General features: G+C 39.6%; 19 protein-coding genes. 13 read left to right on the top strand and 6 right to left on the bottom strand.

Going from position 1 to position 23,192, the window contains the following annotated elements:
- The first annotated feature begins 20 nt into the window (after positions 1-20).
- Complete coding sequence (locus tag O0V13_RS02180; RefSeq protein ID WP_268033353.1) at positions 21-1,817, top strand: acyl-CoA dehydrogenase family protein; 1,797 nt, start codon at positions 21-23, stop codon at positions 1,815-1,817.
- A 176-nt stretch (positions 1,818-1,993) separates the two neighbouring features.
- On the top strand, positions 1,994-4,423 hold the full coding sequence (locus O0V13_RS02175) for a poly(ethylene terephthalate) hydrolase family protein (RefSeq protein WP_268033352.1): 2,430 nt from the start codon (positions 1,994-1,996) through the stop codon (positions 4,421-4,423).
- Between the two features lie 3 nt (positions 4,424-4,426).
- Here the strand turns inward: O0V13_RS02175 and O0V13_RS02170 are convergent, their stop codons facing one another.
- Positions 4,427-5,791: a purple acid phosphatase family protein gene (locus O0V13_RS02170; protein WP_268033351.1), complete on the bottom strand. Its 1,365-nt coding sequence runs from the start codon at positions 5,789-5,791 to the stop codon at positions 4,427-4,429.
- A gap of 37 nt (positions 5,792-5,828) precedes the next feature.
- Between O0V13_RS02170 and O0V13_RS02165 the strand changes: the two genes are divergently transcribed.
- Positions 5,829-8,117, top strand: coding sequence for a helix-turn-helix domain-containing protein (locus O0V13_RS02165; protein WP_268033350.1), 2,289 nt, complete (start codon positions 5,829-5,831; stop codon positions 8,115-8,117).
- Positions 8,118-8,210: 93 nt separating this feature from the next.
- Positions 8,211-8,660, top strand: coding sequence for a hypothetical protein (locus O0V13_RS02160; RefSeq protein ID WP_268033349.1), 450 nt, complete (start codon positions 8,211-8,213; stop codon positions 8,658-8,660).
- A gap of 107 nt (positions 8,661-8,767) precedes the next feature.
- Here the strand turns inward: O0V13_RS02160 and O0V13_RS02155 are convergent, their stop codons facing one another.
- Both O0V13_RS02155 and dgt read right to left on the bottom strand, forming a co-directional pair.
- Positions 8,768-11,770 carry an AsmA-like C-terminal region-containing protein gene (locus O0V13_RS02155; RefSeq protein WP_268033348.1) on the bottom strand — a complete coding sequence of 1,001 codons (3,003 nt, stop codon included), beginning with the start codon at positions 11,768-11,770 and terminating at the stop codon, positions 8,768-8,770.
- Positions 11,771-11,871: 101 nt separating this feature from the next.
- Positions 11,872-13,218 (bottom strand): dGTP triphosphohydrolase, encoded by a 1,347-nt coding sequence (gene dgt, locus O0V13_RS02150; protein ID WP_268033347.1) that lies wholly within the window; start codon positions 13,216-13,218, stop codon positions 11,872-11,874.
- 103 nt (positions 13,219-13,321) lie between these two features.
- Between dgt and O0V13_RS02145 the strand changes: the two genes are divergently transcribed.
- From O0V13_RS02145 to O0V13_RS02130, 4 genes are all read left to right on the top strand, one after another.
- Entirely contained in the window at positions 13,322-14,164 is an 843-nt protein-coding gene (locus tag O0V13_RS02145) for a DUF4382 domain-containing protein (RefSeq protein ID WP_268033346.1), read from the top strand.
- 92 nt (positions 14,165-14,256) lie between these two features.
- Positions 14,257-15,057 (top strand): DUF4382 domain-containing protein, encoded by an 801-nt coding sequence (locus tag O0V13_RS02140; protein WP_268033345.1) that lies wholly within the window; start codon positions 14,257-14,259, stop codon positions 15,055-15,057.
- Positions 15,057-16,082 carry a bifunctional diaminohydroxyphosphoribosylaminopyrimidine deaminase/5-amino-6-(5-phosphoribosylamino)uracil reductase RibD gene (gene ribD / locus O0V13_RS02135; RefSeq protein WP_268033344.1) on the top strand — a complete coding sequence of 342 codons (1,026 nt, stop codon included), beginning with the start codon at positions 15,057-15,059 and terminating at the stop codon, positions 16,080-16,082. Before O0V13_RS02140 ends, ribD begins: the two co-directional genes overlap by 1 nt.
- Positions 16,075-16,557 carry a GAF domain-containing protein gene (locus tag O0V13_RS02130; RefSeq protein WP_268033343.1) on the top strand — a complete coding sequence of 161 codons (483 nt, stop codon included), beginning with the start codon at positions 16,075-16,077 and terminating at the stop codon, positions 16,555-16,557. Before ribD ends, O0V13_RS02130 begins: the two co-directional genes overlap by 8 nt.
- On the opposite strand, the gene O0V13_RS02125 is transcribed toward O0V13_RS02130, so the two are convergent.
- On the bottom strand, positions 16,554-17,165 hold the full coding sequence (locus O0V13_RS02125) for a thiamine pyrophosphokinase (RefSeq protein ID WP_268033342.1): 612 nt from the start codon (positions 17,163-17,165) through the stop codon (positions 16,554-16,556). The two genes, O0V13_RS02130 and O0V13_RS02125, sit on opposite strands and share 4 nt — an antisense overlap.
- Positions 17,165-18,145: a dipeptidase gene (locus tag O0V13_RS02120; RefSeq protein WP_268033341.1), complete on the bottom strand. Its 981-nt coding sequence runs from the start codon at positions 18,143-18,145 to the stop codon at positions 17,165-17,167. Before O0V13_RS02120 ends, O0V13_RS02125 begins: the two co-directional genes overlap by 1 nt.
- 121 nt (positions 18,146-18,266) lie before the next feature.
- On the opposite strand from O0V13_RS02120, the gene O0V13_RS02115 reads away from it, so the two are divergent.
- The 5 genes from O0V13_RS02115 (at position 18,267) to O0V13_RS02095 (ending at position 22,534) form a co-directional block, all read left to right on the top strand.
- Complete coding sequence (locus O0V13_RS02115; RefSeq protein ID WP_268033340.1) at positions 18,267-18,779, top strand: 3-hydroxyanthranilate 3,4-dioxygenase; 513 nt, start codon at positions 18,267-18,269, stop codon at positions 18,777-18,779.
- Positions 18,780-18,897: 118 nt separating this feature from the next.
- Entirely contained in the window at positions 18,898-20,175 is a 1,278-nt protein-coding gene (kynU, locus tag O0V13_RS02110) for a kynureninase (protein WP_268033339.1), read from the top strand.
- 24 nt (positions 20,176-20,199) lie between these two features.
- Positions 20,200-21,552 (top strand): FAD-dependent oxidoreductase, encoded by a 1,353-nt coding sequence (locus O0V13_RS02105; protein WP_268033338.1) that lies wholly within the window; start codon positions 20,200-20,202, stop codon positions 21,550-21,552.
- 16 nt (positions 21,553-21,568) lie between these two features.
- Positions 21,569-22,177 (top strand): nitroreductase family protein, encoded by a 609-nt coding sequence (locus tag O0V13_RS02100; RefSeq protein ID WP_268033337.1) that lies wholly within the window; start codon positions 21,569-21,571, stop codon positions 22,175-22,177.
- A 204-nt stretch (positions 22,178-22,381) separates the two neighbouring features.
- Complete coding sequence (locus O0V13_RS02095; RefSeq protein WP_134204377.1) at positions 22,382-22,534, top strand: lmo0937 family membrane protein; 153 nt, start codon at positions 22,382-22,384, stop codon at positions 22,532-22,534.
- A 73-nt stretch (positions 22,535-22,607) separates the two neighbouring features.
- On the opposite strand, the gene O0V13_RS02090 is transcribed toward O0V13_RS02095, so the two are convergent.
- Positions 22,608-23,138, bottom strand: a complete 531-nt coding sequence (locus O0V13_RS02090) for a DinB family protein (protein ID WP_268033336.1) — start codon at positions 23,136-23,138, stop codon at positions 22,608-22,610.
- Positions 23,139-23,192: the final 54 nt, after the last annotated feature.

The following is a 23,192-nucleotide window of genomic DNA, read 5'->3' as shown; positions in this document are numbered from 1 at the left end:
TAAAGTCTTAACAAAAAACCATGTCAACAATAACATCCAAAACTATAAAAGGAGGAGAATTCCTTATCAGGGAAACAGATGCTCAAGAGATCTTTATTCCTGAACAATTTACCGAAGAACAGAAAATGATGGCTCAAGCTTGTCAGGATTTTATCGATACGGAGATCACTCCCAATATCGAAGAAATCGACAGCATGAAAAATCCTGATTTGGTCCCTTCCATTTTCAAAAAAGCAGGAGAATTAGGTCTTTTGGGCATTTCAGTTCCTGAAGAATACGGAGGAATGGGAATGAGCTTTAACACATCCATGTTGATCGCTGATATAATCGGTGCTGCAGGCTCGTTCTCGACTACTTATGGTGCACATACTGGTATTGGAACCTTGCCAATTCTTTATTACGGTACTGAGGAACAAAAACAAAAATACCTTCCAAAATTAGCCACTGGAGAATGGGCAGCTTGCTATTGCTTGACTGAACCAGATGCAGGATCGGATGCCAATAGCGGTAAAACCAAAGCGTCTTTGACTGAAGATGGGAAGCACTATCTGATCAATGGACAGAAGATGTGGATTTCCAATGCAGGCTTTGCAGATCTATTTATCGTCTTCGCTAAAATTGAAGATGATAAGAATCTGACAGCATTTATTGTCGAAAAGACTTTTGGTGGTATCACTATGAATGAAGAAGAAAAGAAGATGGGGATCAAAGGATCTTCAACTCGTCAAGTCTTTTTCAATGATTGTAAAGTGCCGGTTGAAAACATGCTTTCTGATCGTGGAAATGGATTCAAAATCGCGGTTAACATCTTAAATATTGGCCGTGTAAAACTGGGAGCTGGAGTTTTGGGAGGAGTAAGAACAGTTACATCTCATGCAATTAAATATTCTACTGAGCGAAAGCAATTTGGAGTGGCGATCAATACTTTTGGAGCCATCAAACATAAGCTAGCTGAAATGGCAATCCAATCTTATGTTGCAGAATCCCTTTGCTATCGAGCTGGTCAGGATATTGAAGATAAAATGAGCAGCCTTGCTGCAGAGGGAATGTCTGATGCAGAGGCAAAATTGAAAGCCTTGGAGCAATTTGCCATTGAAGCAGCCCTGGCAAAAGTTCATTGTTCAGAAGTTTTGGATTATGTGGTAGATGAAGGGGTTCAAGTCTATGGAGGAATGGGCTATTCTGCAGAGGCACCAATGGAAAGAGCCTATCGGGATGCTAGGATTTCCAGAATTTATGAAGGAACCAATGAAATCAACCGCATGCTGATGGTTGGAATGGTTTTGAAAAGAGCCATGAAAGGAGAAATCAATCTTTTTGAACCAGCGATGGCAGTTTCCAATGAATTGACGGCTGTACCTTCTTTTGAAACAATCGATACCTCTGAGCTTTTTGCAGCTGAGAAGGAAGTATTGAAAAAATTGAAAAAAGTATTCCTGATGGTTGGGGGTAAAGCTGCCATGGCTTTACAAGATAGGATCGAAGACGAGCAAGAAATCATGATGAATTTGGCTGATATCATGATTGAAATCTATGCAGCTGAATCTGCGATTTTGAGATCTGAGAAACTGGTAAGTTTGAAAGGTGAGGAGGCGACCAAGCATCAGATTTCTATGGCACAGGTTTATTTGTTTGAAGCAGTTGAAAAAATCAGCTCTGCAGCCAAAGAAGCAATTGCTTCCTTTACCAAAGGGGACGAACAAAAAGTGATGTTGATGGGATTGAAGCGATTTACCAAAATGGATCTGATCAATACCAAAGCATTGAGAAGAGAGATCGCCGATTATATGATTGCTCAAGGCAAGTATCCATTTTAATTTCAGATTGATCAAATAGATAGAGTTAAAACCCTTGGGAATAGTTTCCTGAGGGTTTTTTTTGCTTGAAGCCATTCCTATTTTTGGGCTTTTGCCAAAAAACATGTTCTATCCCAAAATTTCGGTAGATTAGAGAACCTGTTAATTTTTAGATATTTATCATCAACCTACCGAAAATGATCAAGAAGAAATTCAAACAAGCTTGGGCCTGGGTACAAGCTAAATTGAAACTAATTACTCCAGGGCAGACAGCCATCAAGGGGGCTGGTGTAGGCTTATTGATTGGAAGTATTGGTCTGATGCTGATTTATGCGCTTTTGTCAGCTTTCAATATTCGTGATCCTTGGATATTCGTTTTAGGTCTTTTAATGATTGCGGCTGCCACGCTTTTGGCATTCATTAATTCTTGGTTGATCAAAAAACTAAATCAAATCCCCAAATGGTATAGAATAGCATTGTTGATGGCATTTCCCCTTTTTCTGATCAACTACTTTGGGAATATCAAATTAATCGGATGGAGCATTTTGCTTTGTTCTTTTTTGGGAGCCACTTGGTTCACTTTTTCGAAAACAGGTTTCAAGCCATTGACCACACCAAAAAAGGTGATTTTTATCCTAGGTGCACTTTTAGCTATTGCCGGATTGGGCATGAGTATTTATTACTACTCATTGAAAGGAATAGCGATGGATAACATCGAAAATGCCGCACTTTATTCCAATGTTGCTATTCCTCAAATTCCTGGAGATTCACCTGCAAAAGCAGGAACTTATGGAGTCTTAACAATGACCTATGGTAGTGGAAAGGATAAGCATAGACCGGAATTTGGAGAAGAAGTAACCTTCAAAACGGATTCAGTAAATGGGGTCGCATTTTTGGATAATTGGGAAGGTATCGGTGGCTGGTGGAGAGAGAAATATTGGGGCTTTGATTCCAAATCTCTTCCGATCAATGGGAGAGTTTGGTTTCCGGAAGGAGATGGGCCTTTTCCTTTAGTTTTGGTAGTTCATGGTAATCACTCCATGCAAGATTTTTCGGATCCAGGATATGATTATCTAGGTGAATTGTTGGCCTCTCGGGGAATGATATTGGTGTCTGTGGATGAGAATTTCATCAATGGATCCTGGTCTGACTTATTTGGAGGCTTGGAAAAAGAAAATGACGCCCGTGGCTGGTTGTTACTGGAGCATCTGAAAGTTTGGGAGAAGTGGAATGGAGCGGATGAACATCTTTTTGCTGGGAAAGTCGATATGAATCGTATTTCCTTGATGGGACACTCCCGAGGTGGTGAAGCAGTCGCTCATGCAGCTATGCTCAATGAATTGGATTATTATCCTGATGATGCGACCATTCCTTTGGGATACCATTTCAACATTCAATCCATCGTATCCATCGCACCGGTGGACGGTCAGTATCAACCAGGAAATACCCGAACGAAATTGAAGGATATCGATTACTTTGTTTTTCACGGTTCTCAGGATGCGGACGTAACTTCATTTATGGGTTCCATGCAATTTGAGAGGGTAACCTTTGAAGACAGTGCCTATCATTTCAAAACCGGCCTGTATATCCAAGGAGCCAATCACGGGCAGTTCAATACCTCCTGGGGCGATAATGATACGGGAAATCCTTTGAAAGGGCTGCTCAATTTGGAGCAGCAAATGGATGCGGAAAGCCAACAGGAAATAGCCAAAGTCTATATTTCGGCTTTTCTGGATATTACACTAAATGACAAAAAGGAGTATTTGCCTCTATTCATGGACGCAAGGACTGGAAAAGATTGGTTGCCAGAGACGATTTATCTGAACCAATTTGAAGATTCGAATACTCAATATATTACCGATTTCAATGCAGATCTTGATGTGACTTCAACTGGTTCCGGAGGGAAAATTTCAGGAGAAAATCTGAAAGTTTGGAGAGAGGGAGAAATAGATTTAAAATATGGTAAAAAAGGAACTCGTGCAGTTTTCTTGGGCTGGAATTACGAAATCGCTGATTCTTTGAAAGAAGAAAAAGTGAATGAAGCAGTAGCTGATTCTTTGATCGCTTCCTATTCCATTTTTCCAGATTTGGAAAAACTCCAATTAGATTCTACCTCTGTTTTTGTCTTTGAAATGGCAGAATCCAAAGAAAGCTCCAATCCCAAAACTGGGGGAAAGTGGATTTCCAACAATAATGAAAATGAGAATGAGTCCGAAGACGATGAAGAGCTTGAGGATTCGGAAAATTCCAATGAAAATGATGAGGAAGTAGAAGAAGAAATGGAGAATGAGGATGAAAAAGAGCCTGAAAAACCTTTGGATCTAAGGATTCAAATGATTGATTCTGCCGGAAATCAGGTTTCTTTTTTATTGAGTAAGTTTTCAGCTTTGCAGCGTCAAATCGTTACCAATACCATGAAAATGGACTTTTTGGATGGAGATGGAAGTTCAGAAATCGTTTTTCAAAAGTATGTTTTCGAACTGGAAAAGATGAATTCCAAAAATCCAGAATTTGATCCTTACCACATTTCTGAAATCAAGTATGTTTTTGACCAGATTGATAAGGGAGTGATTGTTTTGGATAAAGTGGGCTTTAGCAAAAAGATAGAGTTGGTGGAATTGGAATAACAATTATCTCCTCCTCTTTAAATACTCTTCCCTATCTTTTTCATAGGATTCCACCAAATCTTGGTCATAACGATCTTCAAAATCTTGTGTAGGTTCCAATGATTCTTCAGGAAGATTTTTTCCATCTATAAATGTCAATTTTCCTGCTCCATCTTTGACAATCTTGAACTCATCATAAATATCCCCTAGGACAGTTTTGCTAAAATAATGGAGCGTATCGGGACTTACTTCTATTTCTTGGAAGAGCTGCATATTGGTTCCGGCTCTCTCTATCCAATCTGCAAAGCGGATGGCATTTTGATAGGGTCCAGCAACAGATACTACATAGACCGGAAATGGTGCATCCATTCTTCCTCTGGAATACAGATGTTCATGTCCTGTCAAAACCATTGGAATCTGGTATTGCTCAAACAAAGCCTTGAATTCCGGAAAGCGAATTCCTGCATCTCGATTACGAGCCAAGGCATCCATGGCATAGTGGAAGGTGATAAATACCCAGTCTCCCTCAAATTCCTCAAGCCTTTCCTTGGTCCAATCGTAGATTTCTTTTCGATCATCCTTATATCTATAGCGGCACATATTGAGGGATATGATCCGGACATTGTTGTAATCCACAAAGTAGGTTTCTTCCTCGTGACCTTCAGGGCTATTTTTGGGAAAATTGAAATTTTGAAACCAGAGATCAGACAAATCAATCCCTGATTTAGCATTATCATGTTCATGGTTTCCTGGAGTAGCGATAGTTGGGATATTTTGGAAAATCCAGCCTCCCCCAGGAAAAAACTCACCGTAATTTTCAATGTTTTGAGCACCTCTATGAACCAGATCTCCACCAAAAACCATGAATTTAGCATCTGGTACATTTAAAATTGCTTGGCGAAGAATTCGACTTCCTTTGGAATAGATAAATCGCTGCACATCGCCGAAATAGATAAACTTAAAAGGTTCATCAGTTCCGCTGGCGGTGGTGAATTCCGACCATTCAGACCAAAAATCTCCACCTCCCACTCGATAAGAATAGGTGGTTCCAGATTCTAATCCCGTAATATTTGCCTGGTGATAAGCCCAAGTTCGGTCGTCTGAAGTTAAGGTGTCTGTCTCTGCTGATATTTGTCGGACATCTTCTTCAAAAAATGGAGAAGCTGTTGCTTTTACATATTCAACTGTTCCAGATTTGATTTCATCAGAAGTTCTCCAAGAAACTGCCTGACTTGTGCTTGGGGAGGTTTCCCAAGTCAATTTTACATGATGTGGGGATTGGGGAAGCTCGTTTGATACGGTTTGTTGTTCAGAAACACTTGATTGCTTTTCAGTATGGGTGCATCCTGCGATAAGGATCAATAAAAAAATGTAGGCAAAGTTTTTCATGGTTATTTGGCCTGATCTTGTTCTCTATTAAAATACCATGAAAGATTGGAATAGGACCAAGGATGTAGGAATGAAAGGTGAACTCTTAACAAAAAGGTCATTTCGAAAAATGCCTAGGAATGGAATCAGTCTGAAATTCATCAATCCAACTTTAAAAACCTTAAATTCAGTACAATACTTTTTTATTATGGATTTACAAAGTGCAAGTTTTATTCAATCAGCAATTGAAATTGTATTGTCCAATTTGGACGATAGTGATTTTAATGGAAATGAATTGGCCTCAGCTTTATCCTTAAGTAGAGAACAAACTCATCGGAAACTAAAAAAATCCATTTCATTATCCACGGGTAGATTTATCAGATATATAAGACTACTCAAAGCCTATGAATATCTGCTAAAAACAGATTTTACCGGATCAGAGATTAGTTATAAAGTAGGTTTTGAAAACCCCTCATACTTTAATAAGTGTTTCAAAGATGATTTTGGAATTAGTCCAGGTGAGATCAAAAAAAAGGAAGATAACTTCAGCCCTAAAGGGAAAGATATCTACGAATTTTATTTGCATCCGGAAATTCATGAAATACTAAAAAAAGACATCCTATTGCCTTGGGATATCGATTCAACTCCTAAAAAAAACTATCAAAGTTTGATTTGGATAGCACTCTTGATCATAGTTCCATTTGGAATTTATTTTTTTCAAAAAGAAGACTCATCAAAATTCCAATTACCTCAGAACTCCAGAATTGCAGTAATTCCTTTCAAAAACGAAACAGGAAATCCTCAGCTGAATTCCATAGGTGAAATTGCCAGTAGTTGGATTGCCACTCAGCTGGATAATGTGGAAGGTATCAAAACTGTTCCAGCTTTTACAGTCGATGAATACCTTCCTAGTTTGGGTGTATTAAGCAATGATCAGGAAAATCGACCTACATTCTCACAATTGGTTGATGCGCGAAACTTACTCACTGGGAATTATTACCTGTCCAACAATGAAATCTATTTTGATGTGAATTTGATTGATGGAATTACGCAGGAATCAATCTATCATTTTCCAATCAATAAAGGGCATAAGGATAGCGTGATGTCCATAATTGAAGAAATAAGACTGGATGTCTTGGGACTCCTTGTCAATTTGGAAGATGTAAAAATCGGGAAATTGAAACCTCCGAGCTATAATGCCTACAGTGCATATTTAAAAGGACTTGCTGAAATGAAAGATGGGTTATATCCATCTAAAGCCTATAATTATTTCAGAAAAGCTACTACGCTGGAACCCAATTTTGTCATGGCCCAGATTTTTATGTCCTGGTTTGTCGATTATTCAAAGGTTGACTCAATCATGGAAAGGGTTGAAAAAATTCCCACCATGACCCACTATGAAAAGGCCTTATACCTTGAGCAATCAAATATGTTTCAAAGAAGGTATAAGGAAGCTTTGCAGGTTTGCTTGGGCATATTGGATGATTATCAGCAGGATTATTATTTCAATATTATGGCAGGACATAAATACAAGTCCCTTTTTATGCCCGAAAAAGCCTTGGAAGTATTAGCCCAAGTTCAGGATCCCAATGTCAATGAAATGGGTTTGATTTGGCATTATTTCAAAACTAGGAATAAAGCAGAATCTCTCCTGATGCTCCACAGGTTTGATGAATGTGTTGAATATTTAATGTCGATTCCGGAAGATTTACAAAATTCAGCTATTCCCGAATTATGGATTAGTACCTATGTAGCGATGGGAAAAGGGAGGGACTCGGTGGATAGTTTGCTAAATACCTATCGTGATCAATCATTTTATACAGCATATTTGGTTCATGCAGCAATGGAATATCAATTAATATCCAATGATTCTTCGTCGAAGTATTTTGCGAATAAAGCGATTGAATTCCTAAAAGATATTCCAAATGAAGGAGTTGGAGATTATGATTTGATCGATGCTTACTTTTTAGCTGGAGATATGGAAAATGCCGAGAGTTTGATAAATGATAGGCTAAAACTTCAGCCAAAATTGAGGCTAGAATTGGAGATCTATTTGACTTATGTAAAAGCCAAAAGAGGTTCTTTTAATCAAATTGAAAATCTCCTCAATCAATTTGGAGATCAAACGGAATTAAAATGGAGAAGGCATGAATACCCCTACCACATTGCCTATCATAAAGCCAGGATTTTAGCTTTGGCAGGTTTTAAAAAAGAAGCGATTTCACAATTAGCCATAGCCAAGGAAGAAGGACAATTAAGGCATTATTGGGATTATGAAAGAGATATATTTTTAGTCTCGCTTTTTGATGATCCGGATTTTCAAAAACTTGTTCAAGTTGAAAGCTGATTTTGCAACTATTTTATAAGGATATGCCACAGATTTGATATGTATGCCACAAGATTCAAGGCGAATTTTCATAGCAAATTAAACATTAGAGCTATGAAAAATTATTTTATCATGTCGGCAGTATTCCTTCTAGGATTTTTGGCTGCAATGGGCTTTAAAGAAAAAGCCAATTCTGAAAAACATATTGCGATCTCTGATTTTCCAAAGAACAGGGTCATCAATCACTTGGATGATTGGGGGGGTATGTCTGTAGCAGTAAACGAAATGCCTGCAGGTACAGACATGGGGCCTTTGTTGGAAGGCTTGAAAAATAATTCATGTCAAGTTCCTCATTGGGGATACATCATTAAAGGCTCTTTGAAAATGATTTATGACGAGGAAGGTGAGGTTGTTTTAAATGAAGGAGACTTGTTTTATATGCCTCCTGGACATTCTGGTGTAGTTTTGGACGATCTTAAACTATTAGATTTTAGTCCGGAGAAAGGAATGAAACAAGTAGTTGAACATATTGAGAAAAAAGTAGCAGAGATGAATCAAAACTAAACAAAGATTGATCCTGAATACTCTATATAAACAGGAATAGCCCATGGTTGAAAGAACCATGGGCTATTTAATTCTATTGTCTATCGACTATATTATCTACGGACTACTTAATTATCCTTTTTCATAGTCGTATCCTTCTTGGTTTGGGTGCTGCTTTTAAGGAATCCTTTCAATAAATTTTTGGCTTCCTCAACGACCTTTTCTCCACTTTCACCGGATTTTTTGGCCAATTCAACTTTCACACTATCCTGAAATGCCTGCGCCTTCAGTTTCATTTCTTGTTTGATACTATCCTGTGCTGCTTGAAATTGCTCTTTGGCTTCAGCCTCCAGATTTTGCTTTTCACTATCAAATCTGGACTTCAGGGCATTTGTTAAAAGTGTCTCCATGCTATTTCCACCTGCCAAGCTTACCTGTGGAGATTTATAAGTACCCGATAGATTGATGGCGACAGGGATGATCGTGGATTCATTGGCTTCTGTTCCAGAAATGCTTGCCAAAAGTGAATTGGCTTGGGCTCCAAATTTTCCTGCCGGAACCTGCATATTGAGCAAATAGTTGATAGATCCGTCAAATCCGGCACTTCCTTGAACGGTTGTTTGGTAATCCCATAGTTTCACATTAAATGGTTTGACATCCATCATCCCATTTTCGATTGTTACTGGGATTTTCAAATCTTTAAACTGAAGAGAGTTGGCTGAAGGCAATTTAGTCAGGCTAGTCAGACTTTGAACCATCTTGTTTTCTTTCAAAGCAGCATCTAGTACGGCCAATATCCCATTCACATCAATTGAAGAAAGTACCGGCATCATATCCGAACCCAAAAGTCCGGAGAATTCCAATTGAGAATTGAATCTACCTGTAATATCCTGAGCGATCGGGGCAAACGCTTTAACAGTGGTTAAAGATTGGAAAGCCTTGGCAATGCTGAGTTCGGAGATATCCAGCTTCATGGCAAACTTCGGATTAGCCAGATCCCGAGGATCATAGTTTCCATTAAGAGTAATTCTTCCGTCTAAAGTTTTCATCCCAGCGTCAGAAAAGGTCAAGACTCCATCTCTAAGGATCATTTTTCCTCGAACTTCCTTCAAGTCCAAATTGTCATACAAAACTTGGTCTGCGGACACAGCCATGGTAAAATCAATATTTTCCGGTAAAGGCAAAACTTCCAAACTTGCAGTATCTGCCGAAGTACTACTTTCTGTCATCCATTCATTGACATCAAAATGGCTGGAATTGAGATCAAGCTGACCTTTGAGTACGCCTGAATCTGACAGCAGGTAATCCATGTAATTGTTCAAAGTCCCTGTAGCTTTTAAAGGACTTTTTCCTAGTTGAGCATCAAATTCCTTCAAATCTGCTTGAGCCGGACTGAAAGAAGCATCTGCTTTTTTGATACTGACTCCTTGAGGATAATCGAGGGATTTGTAGAAAAAGTCCTGAACCTGCATATCGCCTGAAGTATTAAGTTTGGCGTATTGATTCTTTTCAACCGCCTCATAAGAACCTGAGGTTTTGATATCCGCATTGATTTTTCCTTTCAACTCGGTGTCTTCAATTGGAAAAATGGCCATGATTTTTTCCAAGTCTATTGCTCCTGCCACTTCTCCATTCCAGTTCAATGCTTCGAAATCCTGAATTTTTAAGTTTCCTGCAATTCTTTCTCCTTCCAGATCAAAACCAAAATCAGGGAAATCAGCAACAAAATCCTTCATCTGACCGGTGTTGCTGATGATATTTGCATTGGCTCGGATGTTTTCCAATGCTGAAGGATACTCCTGATTTTTAGCATAGCCATTCGCCAAATTGATATTGGCAGTAATTGCCGGCAAGACATGATTGACGGAATCATATTTCCCTTTTGCCTTGGCATCGATATCCAAAATCCCAGCTAGCTGTGTTCCCTCGATTGGAAAAATGGAAGTCAACTCTTTCAAATCCAACTTTCCTATCAACTGGCCTTCCATAAAATAGTCCTTCAAATTGGCGAGGTGGAAATTGCCAGATATCGGATTGCTACCGAATCTCATGGAGAATGTCGGAATATCAAGGCTCGTATTTTCCAGAATGGAGGTTTCATTTTTTGCCTGCAGTTTCACATTGATTGCATCGACAGGCTTTGGAAGGTCAGGGTATTGGAACATTCCATCTTTGACTTCCAAATTGATATCAAATGTTGGTAATTGGGTTTCGGAGTAAAGCCCTTTTACAAAGCCATTAAATGCCATAGTTCCAGATGATTTTACGCTGGAAAAAGACTCGGTATAGATTCCAGGGACTAATGAAAGGATACTTTTGAAATCAGAATCCATGGCTCCGAACTGAAGATCCAATTCAATTCCATTTTCAGGCAAGGCCACAAAGCCATCCAAATTGAAAAAGAAATCGTTCAGTCCAAATGTCCCATCAGAAAAACTGAATTTCATTTGATTCATATCTACTTGAAGAGTCGTTTCCCCTTCGAATTTTTTATTGGTCAAATAGTGAACCCCTTCATAGGCCATGTCTGCGATAGTAGCTTCTACCTGAAGTGGTAAATCATAGACATCCAAGGTAAAATCCCCGGATCCTTTCGCAGAGATTTCAGCCAGGGCCATGGCAAATTGCATTTGGCGATCATCGTAAATTACATTGACTTGATCTAGTTCTATAGATTCAATTCCCAATTTAAAGGTGGACTCAGAATCATCTGTGTTGGAGGTGTTATCCTCTTTGACGATATCATAATTGGCTTTTCCGTCTTCCAAAACCTTGATATACATATCCCCTCCGATCATGCTAAGAGAAGAAAGAGATGGGGATTCATCAAAAATGATGGATTTCAAGTTAAAGGCTAGATCCAACTCATCCACTTGAATTAAGGTGTCGCCTGCAAATTCTTCTTTGCCAACAACCCCAAAATCTTCAATGGTCGCACTTACATTTGGAAAATGCCTCAATAAACTCAATGAGATGTTTTCAGGATCATAATATACTTGAGCATTTAGAGAATTATCCAATTCACGGTTGATCCGCTCGATGATTTTATCCTTGAATAAAAATGGGACTGCTACTGCAGAAACCAAAAGGAATAAGAATACTCCGAGAAATATGTAAAGGGCTTTTTTCATTGTCTAATTCTTTAGGCAACTAAATACGGAAACTGTATCTAATTGATTCAATTACAGGATGTATTTGTTCAATAATTTTTCCAAAAAAAAAGGAAGCTTAATTAGCTTCCTGGAAATGAGATTCCTTTGACTCTCCGATACAAGTTCAATGCGTATTTATCAGTCATTCCAGAGATATAATCCACTAAGATTCGGATCAATGGATAAGGGTTGACTTCTTCTCCCCAGCCTTTCAATGGAAAATCCTCCGGCAAGAGCCTCAAAATGCTCTTATCCTGCCCTGAGAAGCGATCCGGAGCATAAAATTGATGGTACAGCGCTTTGGAAAAAACAGAAAGTAGGCCTTCCAAGACTTGAAATCCAGCGGCCTCTTTTTCCAAAACCACTTTAGATCTATAGATTTTGAAAATGGAAACCTCAGTAATTTTCTGGAGGTATTTGGCAGAAGGGATGATGTCAGTCAGTGCTTTATCAAAATTTCCCTTGCACATGCTTTCCTCATATTGAGAAAAAGCTTCTACAGTTTCCTGGATCAGCTCGCCAATAGCCAAAGCGCGCAATGCACCCAAGTTTTGGGCATTGGTTCGATTTTTTAATTTTTCCGGATCAAATTTTTCCTTTAAGATCGGAGCTAAAAGAGAGACAGTTTCTTCAAAACTAACCAAACCCATAGTGCAGCCATCTTCCAAATCAATGATGCTATAACAGATATCATCTGCAGCTTCCACCAAGAAAGCCAATGGGTGCCTCATCCAACATTCTTCACTGGATTTTCCAATCCCAAGAAAGGCTGCCATCTGCTCGAAATCCGCAAGCTGATTGATGAAGAAACCAAATTTCTTCTGGCTTCTTCTTGCCACATCTCGATGTGAAATCAGACTTGGTCTTGGATATTTGGTAAATGCAGCTAATGTCGCATAAGTCAATTTCAAACCAAACTGCTTTGAAACAAGCATTCTGAATCCTTGTGCATTTCCTTCAAAATTGCATAAATCAGCCCATTGCTCCGTTCTGACATGATTTTTCCAAACTTGTCCGAGAGCATGGAATTTAAAAAAGTCCGAAATAGCTTCCTCTCCGGCATGACCAAATGGAGGGTTTCCGATATCATGGGTGAGAGCTGCAGCGGCCACAATCCCACCGATTTCAGAAGATGTAATCCCCGTTTTTTCTAGGTTCGGATATTTACTCAAAAGGTATTCTCCGGCAGATTTTCCCAAGGACCTCCCGACAGAAGAAACTTCCAAACTATGAGTCAATCGGGTATGAACAAAAGCCTGATCAGGCAGAGGGAAGACCTGTGTTTTATCCTGAAGGTTTCTAAAAGGGGAGGAAAAAATGATTCGATCATAGTCGACCTCAAATTCACTTCTAGTTGCTTGTGTGGGGATAAACCCCGGTTTGTCTCCAAATCTCCCACGAGTGAGGAGTCGTTCCCATTTCATCATCCTCAAAAATAAGAATGCCTGCAGAGAAAACCCTCAAAAAAGATGTAAATTAGATACTGGCATAATGCTTGAAAATGAATCGGGGAACATAAACCAAATATTTATGAAAAAGTATATTTCATATTTTCTATCTGCCCTAACTGTCATTTTTGCTGCTTCCTGTAACACGGATGATTCTCCTGATGATTTGCAGGGGAAAGCTAGAGTTAACTTCTTTCTAGTGGATGCTCCTGGAGACTTTGATGAAGTCTGGGTAGAAGTACTAGCTGTACGATTGAAAATGGATGACAACTCCTTGGATGATGACGATACCCAAGGAGACGATGATGACAATTATGATTCTTGGCAAGAGGTCTCTTATGAAGGAGAAACTCAAATGGTCAACCTTTTAGATCTAACTGGGGCTAACTCATTGCTTTTGGGAACCGAAGACTTTGATGAAGGAGAAATCGATCAAATCAGATTGATTTTGGGTACCAACAATTATGTAGTAAAGGATGGAGTTGAGTCCGATTTGAAGACTCCTAGTGCTCAGCAAAGTGGATTGAAAATCAAAATCGATCAAGAGCTTGAAGCAGGTCAAACCTACGATTTGATCATTGACTTTGATGTCGCTAAATCAATTGTAGTAGCCGGTAACTCAGGAAATATCAATTTGAAGCCAGTTTTGAGAGCATATTTACAAGAGGCTGCTGGAATTTCCGGTCAAATTATGCCTTTAGAGGCTCAAATGATTGAAGTAACTGCTATGGATGGCGACGATACTTATACCACTTATGTGGATGAAAATGGAAACTTCAAAATTCAGGGATTGGATGCTGGAACCTATTCTTTGGTAATTACTCCGAACGAATTGTATGTTCCTGTACAAATCGATGGAATAATGGTTGAAGATGGTGAAATGACTGTCGTAGAACCGATTACCTTAGAACTTGTCACAGAATAAAGTTCTTACATTATTATATAAAAAGCCGGCACAGCCGGCTTTTTTGCTTTTTAGAATTCTCCCCAAACCAAGATTTGGTCTACATTTGTAATGTGAGAATCAGAAATCTTTTCCCAACAGTTTTATTGTTTTTGGGCTTCTTAGGAGCCTGTACCAGTGCTGATGACAAACCGGAAGCCTTGCTCAATGTGGTATTGATTGATGCACCTCCCCTTTATGATTCTGTTTTTGTGGAGATATTCGGGGTCAATGTCACCATGAATGTCCAAGGTCGAGAGACGGAAAAACAGACATTTTTTATTGAATATGAATTTGGAGATAAGCAAGTCAAGGTTTCTGACTTTGTAGGAGGAGAAGTATTACTATTGGGAAGAGAGCCTTTACCTCCTGGTCAGATTATCGGAATGGAGCTGGAAATCGGAACAAGCAATTTCCTCTGGGAAAGTGAAGACCGATATAATCTTCCATTAGCAGAGTCTGCGACTACACTTATTCCAATCGATATCGAGATGTTTTTGGAATCAGGTTTTTCCTATGATGTTGTTTTGGATTTTGATTTGGAAAAATCCATTCAGACTGTTACTCCAGAACCACTGACCTTGTCTTTTGATCCCTATTTGCATGTGCTTTTACCTGGAGACTTGGGTGAAATCTATGGAACCATTTCCCAAGATCAATTGAGACCTGCAATTTTTGCAATTCAGGATGGTGATTCAACGAGCACTCATGTCAATGAAGATATGGGTTATTATTTCAGATTACCTGAAGGCACCTATGACCTTTATTTTGATCCGAAAAATGATGGATTTTTAGCTGATACACTTCTTGGAGTGCAGGTAATAGCTGGAGAAAGTCAAACCTTGGATTTAGTAACCTTTAGAATCAAACCCTGATGGAAATGCACGCTCAATACATGCGAAGAGCTTTAGAGCTTGCAGAGTGGGGTCGTGGAAATGTCAGCCCGAATCCAATGGTAGGTTGTGTTATTGTTCATGATGGACAAATAATCGGGGAAGGTTTTCATAAAGTATATGGAGGACCTCATGCCGAAGTCAATGCGGTTAACTCGGTGAAAAACCCTGAATTGCTTCCAGAATCTACGGTTTATGTGACTTTGGAGCCTTGCGCTCATTATGGGAAAACTCCTCCTTGTGCCAATCTGTTGGTGGAAAAGCAGGTTAAAAAAGTCGTAATCGCAGCTTTTGATTCCAATCCTTTGGTTGGTGGGAAAGGCATCCAAATTCTAAAGGATGCTGGAATTGAAGTCGAGACCGGCATTTTGGAACAAGAAGCCCGAGCGCAAAACCGAAGGTTTTTTACCCAAATCGAAAAGAAAAGACCTTATGTAATCCTGAAATGGGCACAGACTCTTGATGGGTTTGTAGCGCGAAAAGATTACTCCTCCAAATGGATTTCTAATTCCCTAAGCCGTCAGCAAGTGCATAAGTGGAGAGCTGAGGAAGATGCTATTTTGGTGGGAAGGAATACTGCTCACTACGATGATCCTTCTTTAAATGTGCGAGATTGGGTAGGGAAAAATCCTCTTCGTTTGGTCATAGATAGACAATTGCAGCTTTCGCCTGAGTTGAAATTATTCGATCATGGTATTCCTACGATTTGTTACAATTTGAAAAAGTCCGAAATCAACGGGAATCTCGAATGGAAAAAGCTTTCGCCAAAATTTGAAATACAGGAGATTTTGGATGATTTACAAGAGCGTAAAATCCAGAGTTTAATTGTGGAAGGGGGATCTTTCCTATTAAATAAATTCATCGAATCTGAACTTTGGGATGAAGCAAGGGTGTTTACCAGCCAAGTGAAATTTCTGGAAGGTATCAAAGCTCCACAAATTTCCCATCCTGCAAGTGAAAGAGTTCATTTCTTAGAAGACGAATTAGCGATTTATTACCATGTCTGAAAATCTATACGTTCCCCAATCTGCAACAAAAGCAGAGCAATATGAAGCTGTTCTTCCGCAAATCGAAGCTTTGATTTCTGGAGAACCGGATATGTATGCCAACCTTTCCAACATCGCAGCGGCACTGAAGCAGGCCTTTGATTTTTTCTGGGTTGGATTCTACGTGGTCAAAGGTGAGCAATTAGTATTGGGACCATTTCAGGGACCGATTGCCTGTACTCGAATCAATTTAGGGAAGGGGGTTTGTGGTACGGCTTGGAAAGATGCCACAACTCAATTGGTGCCGGATGTGGATGCATTTCCCGGACATATTGCCTGCAGTTCAGCTTCCAGATCAGAAATTGTCGTTCCCGTGTTCAAAGGATCAGAAGTTGCCATGGTCTTGGATGTGGATAGCGATCAATTGAATGATTTCGACGAAACCGATCAGCTTTATTTAGAAAAGTTGATGGCTGTTTTGTCGGGAACGCTTTAAGTAGTTCTCTCTCCAATCCAAAAAACTCCTGGAGCCTGTATTTCAGTAAAGCCTTCTGGAACTTCCAAAATCGTCACAAAAGTAAGGGGTAAAATGAGTTTGCCGTTCTCGTTTTCCAATTCTACCGGTAATCCTTCCTGTCCAAAAATTTCGATATCACTAGATCGGAACCACTTCTTGAATTTTCCGCCTTTCACGGGATAAAATTTCCATTCTGCTTCTTGTATCGTGAGATCCATTTTTTCCAAAAATAGTCCGAGCTCCAATGCCTTTTCATGTGGAAACCCTACCAGATGAGCTGCTTGATGATTGGAAGCCATTAAATAATGGAGTCCATCAGCTAAAAAATTATCAGTTGAGGAAGTGTAAAATCTCAATGGATATTGTTCTTCCAAAAGATTCAGATTTGCCTTTTGAAAGTCTTCACTCGCTAAAACCACATCGATTTTGATTCCCCAAGAGAGTACTTGATCTACGCAATTTTCGGCAATCAGGACCGTCGGAACCCATTCCAACAATGGACTGATGGAGTCAAAGGAAATTCCTTGGGTATCCAAAATCAAAACTGCCGGCTCTTGTTGTTCTTTGACAAAATGATGGGAAGACATCAGCTGTGGAGGGTTTGGTAGAAAGTTAGTACGTTTTTGTAAGCTAGATTTTCAAGAGACTCTGAATCCAATTTGCTACTCAAACTTTCCAACAAACTTGGGTATTTGCTGGCATCTTCCGCTAATGGGAAATAAAATGGAAATCGATTAGGATCTCCAAAATCCTTGGTATAAAAGTAGTCCGCTCCAAAAGCCTGTGCATTTTTTCCACCCAATTCAAATCCATGAAGGATATGTTCAAACAACCTTTCAGGAACATCAGTATCTAAAAAAGCACGAAGGAAATTCACCCCGATTATTCCTTTCCTTTGGATAATTTCCTGAGCAAACTCATCAGGCAAGTTTCTTTTATGATCCCAAATAGCTCGATAATTCGAGTGACTTGCAATGATTGGAATATCCAAATTAGCTTGAGCTATATGATTTAAGATTCCCTCAGCAAGAAGATCCGATGTATGGCTAAAGTCGACTGGGATTTTCTTTCCGCTCATGTAATCGAGTAGTTTTTTGCCATCGTCCTTCAGACCGATTCCTTCTGTATAATTTCCTCCTCCGAATCTATTTTCAGTATGGTGGGTCAAGCCTATATAGGCAAGTTTTTCTGTTTTCTCGAGTATCCTGTCAAACTGAGCATAAATCTCATCCCAAGAGGCTTCCTCATTTCCCAATCCTGCAGCATTTTCAATGGATGCGAAAAGTGAAACAGTCCCATCTGAAGGAAGATTTTTGCAATCAAAGGCCGAAAAAGAGTCCTTTTCTTGGGTTATTAATTCATTATATTTTTCTGCCTGCTTCCAAGCCAAATCCATGGAAATAGGTCTAACATCTGTGTAAATCGCGCAAACCTGGACTTGGACATTTCCTGATTTAAGATGTGGAAAAGCACAGGCAATCTCATCTCCTGCAAATGGACTTGCCTCAGGGATTCGAGCTAAGTAAGAAAGTAAATCGCAGTGTAGGTCAATAATTGGTAATGACATGAATTCGGCCTTTTGAACAAAGTAAGGGAAAAAAACGCGTGTTTTTTAATACTTTTAGTACCTAATTCAATTGGGCGAAAATCCTGTTGAGAATGCCCTTTTCCACTAAAAAAATCTAATTATGGCCTTGTCCCAACCTTTCAATTTCAAAAAATGGATTGATGATAACAGACATCTTTTAAAACCACCTGTTGGCAATCAGCAAGTTTACAAAGGGAATGATGATTTCATTATCATGGTTGTCGGAGGACCCAATTCTCGAAAGGACTATCACTATGATGAGGGAGAGGAGTTTTTCTATCAATTGGAAGGGGATATCGTTCTTAAGGTGATCGAGGATGGCAAGCCAAAAGATATTCCTATTAAGGAAGGAGAAATTTTCCTTTTGCCTCCAAAAGTTCCTCATTCTCCAAGAAGACCTGCCAATACAGTAGGCCTAGTGGTAGAAAGATACAGAAGAGCAGGTGAGAAAGATGGCTTTATCTGGCATTGCGAGAACTGTGGAAATTTGCTTTACGAAGAGTATGTTGAGTTGACTGATATCGTCAATCAATTGCCTCCGATTATGGATAGATTTTGGAACAATCCTGAAAACTGTACCTGCAAAAACTGCGGGACTGTGATGACAAAATAGACCAAATGAGTTGAAAGGTGGGAAGGTTAAAAAGTGGTAAAGTTGACCCACACTATTTGGGCCATCTTAAAACTTTGAACCTTTGAACCTTCCGACTTTAAAACTTGTAATTCATTACATGAACTACCAATATTCAGAATCCTTTGCTAGGGAAATGGATCAAAAAGATCCTTTGGCGAAGTTTAGAGATCAATTCATTTTCCCTCAGGTGAATGGGGGGGAAGCTATTTATTTCTGCGGAAACTCATTGGGCCTTCAGCCTAAAACCGTTCGAAAGGGATTGGATCGAGAGCTTCATAACTGGGCCCAGATGGCTGTAGATGGGCACTTTCATGGAGAAGATGCCTGGTTTTATGCGAAGAATAAATCCAAGCCGGCTCTAGCTGAAATCATGGGAGCTCATGAGCATGAAGTGGTGGCGATGAACAATCTCAGTGTGAATTTGCACCTGTTGATGGTTTCATTCTATCGACCAACTGCCAAGAGATATAAGATTATCGTGGAGGCAGGAGCTTTTCCATCAGATCAATACATGTTGGAAACTCAGGTGAAGTTCCACGGACTAAATCCAGAAGAAGTCATTGTGGAATTGAAGCCTAGATCTGGTGAACATACCCTGAGAACGGAGGATATTGTAGCTGAAATCAAAAAGCAGGGGGATGCTTTGGCTTTGGTCAATATGGCGGGTATCCAATATTATTCGGGACAGCTATTTGATTTGGAAGCCATCACCAAAGTTGCTCATGAAGTGGGAGCTTTTGCGGGATTTGATTTGGCGCATGCTGCAGGAAACGCACTGTTGAAATTGCATGATTGGGATGTGGATTTTGCCACTTGGTGTAGTTATAAGTATATGAATTCCGGCCCTGGGAATATTTCCGGAATATATGTTCATGAACGATTCGCCGAAAGACCGGATTTACCTCGATTTGCTGGTTGGTGGGGTCATGATGAAGGCCAGCGTTTTAAGATGGAGAAAGGATTCCTTCCCATGTTTGGAGCTGATGGTTGGCAATTGGCCAATACCAATATCTTGGCTTTAGCAGCCCATCAGGCATCATTGGATATTTTTATGGAAGCCGGAATCGAAAATTTGAGGGATAAAAGTATTTCCCTGACAGGCTATATGGAGTATTTGATCCGTGAAATCAGCGGAGAATCAGGCATTTTGGAAATTATTACCCCAGAAAATCCCTCGGAAAGAGGTTGTCAGTTATCTTTGCTGATTCATCGTGGCGGTAAGGCTGTCTTCGATGAGTGGTATCAACATGGAGTAGTGGGTGATTGGAGAAACCCAAATGTGATTAGATTGGCCCCTACCCCTCTTTATAATAGCTATATGGATGTTTACAGATTTGCGAAAATTTTGGAACAATCCATCAAAAAATTCGCTTAAAAGAGCGAGGAGAATAAAATCCACATGAAACAGAATGAAATAACTGTCTTGGGAGCTGGTTTGATTGGCTCTTTGATGGCAATATATCTCAAGCGTCAAGGTTTGGATGTCACGATTTATGACAAAAGACCCGATAAACGCAAAACTCCCTATTACGAAGGTGGCCGTTCCATCAACATGGCTTTGAGCCATCGAGGTTGGAAAAGTTTAGAGCAAGTTGGATTGAAAGATCAGGTTTTGCCTTTGGCGATTCCTATGTATGGTCGTAAAATCCATGACGAGCACGGTGGTACTTCTTTCATTCCTTACGGAAAAGACAACCAGGCCATCTACTCTATTTCCAGGGGAAAATTCAACCAATTGTTAGCTGAAGAAGCAGAAAGATTGGGTGCTCACTTGGAGTTTGAACACAAATGCTTAGAGGTGGATTTCCAAAGTCAGGAAATCACTTTTGAAACCAAAGATGGGATCAAAAAGAAGCATGCTCCGGTAATCGTTGGTGCTGATGGAGCCTATTCTGCGCTTCGTCTTTCCATGCAAAAGCAAATCCGCTTCAATTACAAGCAAGAATATTTAAGCCATGGCTATAAAGAATTGACAATCCCAGCTACTGCTGATGGAGAGTTTGCCATGGACCCGAATGCTCTTCATATCTGGCCTAGAGGAAAGTTCATGTTGATCGCTCTTCCGAATCCGGATAAGTCATTCACCTGTACACTTTTCCTTCCTTTCCAAGGCACCAAAGTATGTTTTGATAAAATCAATGACGAAAAGGATTTGGAGTCAGTTTTCAGACATTATTTTGATGATGCCTATCAATTAATGCCAGATTTGAAGACTGAATTCTTCAAAAATCCTACAGCAGCCTTGATCAATGTAGAATGCTTCCCTTGGGTACAAGGACATAGCATTTTGTTGGGCGATGCTTCCCATGCGATGGTTCCTTTCTATGGACAGGGGATGAATTGTGGTTTTGAGGACTGCTTCATTTTGAATGGCTTGTTGGAAAAGTATGGCTTGAATTCTTGGGATTTGGTATTCGAAAAATTCCAAAAGAACAGAAAACTGGATACAGACGCGATTTGTCAATTGGCAATGGAAAACTTCATAGAAATGAGAGATTCAGTGGCTGATCCAAAGTTTGTTCTTCGTAAGAAAATTGAAGCTAAGCTGAATGACCTCTATCCCAATGACTGGATCCCATTGTATTCTATGGTGACTTTCTCAGATATGGGCTATGCGGAGGCTTATGCTCAAGGAAAATTGCAAGAAGAAATCATGGACAGAGTAATGGAAGATCCTTTGATCACAGAAAATTGGGATAAGCTAGATTACGAGGAAATCATCAATAAAATGGAAACTGCGAAAGCGGTTTAAGATTATATTTTACTTTATGCAAAGACCTGACTTTAACACAGAAGAGGTAACCAAAATTATCAGAGGGAGACGTTCCCTTTTTGTATCCCAATTCAAAGAAAACGATCCAGTAGATGATGCTATCATCGAAGAGATGTTGGAAAATGCCAATTGGGCCCCGACTCATAAATTGACGCAACCTTGGAGATTCATTGTCTACAAAGGTGAAGGGCTGAAAAAGTTTGCTGATTACCAGGCAAACCTTTACAAAATGAGAGCTGAGAAAAATGGAACTCCATTTATCGAAGCCACTTTCAATAAATTCAAAGAGAATCCTTTGAAAGCATCTCACGTGATTGCGATTTTGATGAAAAGAACTGAAGGTTCTGGCATCCCAGTGATGGAAGAGATCGCTGCGGTTTCTATGGCGGTTCAAAACATGTATTTGACAGCTTCAGCTCATGGACTGGCGGCTTATTGGGGAACAGGCGGACCTACTTTCTGGCCAGAAGCTCGCGAAGACTTCGGTTTGGAAGGAGAGGATATGCTGATGGGCTTTTTCTATGTTGCAAAGCCGGGAATTGAAAATTGGCCTGCCGGCAAAAGAGAGCCAATTGCTGAAAAAGTAGCGTGGATTACAGAATAAAAGATATCCCGGCCTGATGGTCGGGATTTTTTTGTGAAAAAATTTTCCCAAGCTGAGGAATAAAATTGGGGAGAATTCCTGATCTACAAGATTTAATTATTTGAAAAATAAGCCATTGGAGTTCAGAAACGCAGTTTTACCCCTTTTTTAAGGAATAGGCACCTTGATTGAAATAAGTAGAGTGTTCAACCAAAAAACAAGAAAATGAATTCTTTACTTTATTTAATCGCAGTGATTTTGATTATTGGATGGATCTTTGGATTCTTTGTGTATAGCGTTGGTGGATTGATCCACATCCTATTGGTATTAGCAGTAGTTGCTATTTTATTGAGATTGATCTCAGGCCGCACAGTCTGATGAAAATGAATAAAAATAAAAGGCCTGACATTTATTAAAACGTCAGGCCTTCTTCATTTTCGATTATTTGACTTTAGAATCCTACGAATGCAGGCGGTTCTACCCCGTTTGCTCTCAAGTAAGCAATTGCCGAGCCTCTGTGATGAGTACTATGGTCCATCAATAGAGCCATTACTTGTCTTTTAGATACGTTACTTCCAAATACTTCCATCATTTCACCAGCTTGCTCAGAAGTCAGAGATTTCATGACTTTGGCACCATAGTCATAGGCCTTTCCTACATAATCAGCCAATTCAGCTTTGCTGGCGGTGGTCACATCAATGGTAAATCCCGGATCTGGTCCCCCTAAGAATCCCTGAGAAATACCCACAATTGCATTTCCAATATGATGTATTTGTTCTTTGAAACTCATTGCTTCCGGATCCGTTTTGTAATCCATACCTGAATCAGGCATTTTATTCAAAACATCAATCGTGAATTGCTTGCTATTATTCCATTTGCTTAAAAACTCATCCATGGTGGTTTGAGCAGTAGAAAATCCAGCAAGGCAGACGAATAGGCCTGTTGCCAAACTAAAAACTAGTGTTGTAAATGTCTTTTTCATGTTTAAAGAGGTCTTGGTTATTTTCATAAATTTCAACTTTTCCCCAATCAATTC

The sequence above is a fragment of the Algoriphagus sp. PAP.12 genome (genome assembly GCF_026652115.1).
Lineage (GTDB): Bacteria > Bacteroidota > Bacteroidia > Cytophagales > Cyclobacteriaceae > Algoriphagus.
The sequence above is the reverse complement of the archived record's forward strand: the minus strand, read 5'-3'. Positions and strand labels throughout refer to the sequence as shown.